At 36.4% G+C, this 1,570-nt stretch carries 3 protein-coding genes; 1 reads left to right on the top strand and 2 read right to left on the bottom strand.

Annotated features, from left to right (window positions below; genetic code table 11):
* Positions 1-182, top strand: a 182-nt coding sequence (locus tag ACOOWA_RS18065) for a hypothetical protein (RefSeq protein WP_421377344.1), incomplete at its 5' end; no start/stop codon positions are given.
* Between the two features lie 110 nt (positions 183-292).
* Here the strand turns inward: ACOOWA_RS18065 and ACOOWA_RS18060 are convergent.
* On the bottom strand, positions 293-613 hold the full coding sequence (locus ACOOWA_RS18060; protein ID WP_421377342.1) for an immunity 53 family protein: 321 nt from the start codon (positions 611-613) through the stop codon (positions 293-295).
* Positions 614-615: 2 nt separating this feature from the next.
* Positions 616-1,470, bottom strand: a complete 855-nt coding sequence (locus ACOOWA_RS18055) for an RHS repeat-associated core domain-containing protein (RefSeq protein ID WP_421377340.1) — start codon at positions 1,468-1,470, stop codon at positions 616-618.
* Positions 1,471-1,570: the final 100 nt, after the last annotated feature.

Below are 1,570 nucleotides of genomic sequence, written 5' to 3'. Positions count from 1 at the left end.
TTGCTTCGACCGATGAACTCAAAGAAATTAATTCTTTAGATAAATCTCTGATGGAAAAAGTAGCCTTAATGGAAAGTCTTTCACCCGAAGAAAAACAAACCATCTACACAATGCTCGATGCTTTTATCGGTAAACGTAAATTGAAAGATGCGCTCTCTAATGTGTTGCATGATATAAAATAAAACTTCTTTAATAAAAATGTAGCCGCTTTATAAAACACAAAACCTTGCAATTTGCAAGGTTTTTTTATTATCTGCCACACGATACAATCGTGCGGTAGCGGGGGAGAATGTCATTTTTCAAGTATTCCTTTTTTAATAAAATCATCTTCAATAAAACTTTTTTCAACCAACTCTTTAAACATACCTATTAATAGACTCAATTTATTCGGATCTCCTGAAGCATGAAAAGTATTATCCTCGAATTTATATCCTACCCAGTTATCATCAGAAACCTCAAATAGCTTCCACTCAGTAGAAGGGATAGACCCTTGTACTAAATTAACTTCTAAACTCCATCCTGGATTATCTATCGTTTCGATTTTTAAAACAGCTTCATGTTCCCAATTTCCATCTATCTGTTCATTAAACCATTTTTGCAACCAATTTATCATATTTATAACGTTTTTCTTGGCATATCTATACCTGGAATTGCAGGACGCACATTTCCATTTTCTTGGACATGTGGAGTAGGCGTTTTAACACCTGTTTTCTTATTTACATGTGGTGCTCCTTTGTAGTCAACTCTTTTACTTGTTTCAAAACCAACTCCTTTATCGTTTTTATTTGGGTTATTAGGATTAACTTTATAAGACGTTGAACCTCTTTCATTAATAACAGTATGATCACCAACTGCATCACGTGCAGGTGTTCTATTATTAGATCCTCTTCCTCCTTTACCAGCTTTACCAGTAGTAACAACTATACTAGCAGCTTCAATAGTAGTAGTTCTATTTTCTACAGCGGTAGCATCTCTACCGGTAGTTTCCAAAAATCTTGAAGCCATCACTCCACTTTCTCCGTTCTTCCAATAGTTTGTGTCATCAGCTTCTTTTCCCGGCATCAAATCATATGTGTAATCATATGAGGAATCAGGAAGCATTGTCTTTCCATTATATCCTGGAGTTCCACCGGTATTTTTTGTATTTACAGATTGGTATCGAGAACCCCACAGAAAACCCATCAAAGCACCATCATCTTTATACCAAGTGCCATTCATATTGACAAAATCTCCATCGCTGTCACTCCAAGTCTGCCCATCACTTCCACCTTCAGGTGGCCAAACTTGCATTCCATCGGGATCAATGAAACGAATAGGATTATTTACAACATAAGCATATGTAGAATGTCTTCTGTATTTTTCGCTTAAAGGATCGACGACACCCCATCTCCCGATATCCGGCATATACATCCTCGCTCCATAATCGTACATGCCGTAGTCTATACTACTTTTCAAGATTTCTCTACTCAAGTTTTTCTTGCGCGAGGCTTTTCACTGTGAACTTCTTCGCTTGCTCGCTTTTCTCAAAAGTACAGTTTTTTCTTTTCAATTGAAAAAAAAATTATGGGTT

Origin of the sequence: Chryseobacterium sp. GP-SGM7 (genome assembly GCF_049166575.1) — a bacterium.
GTDB lineage: Bacteria > Bacteroidota > Bacteroidia > Flavobacteriales > Weeksellaceae > Chryseobacterium.
The sequence above is the reverse complement of the archived record's forward strand: the minus strand, read 5'-3'. Positions and strand labels throughout refer to the sequence as shown.

Bases quoted from the DNA above. Each gene is read 5' to 3' on its own strand.
- ACOOWA_RS18060 (WP_421377342.1), bottom strand. From the start codon at position 613: ATGATAAATTGGTTGCAAAAATGGTTTAATGAACAGATAGATGGAAAT.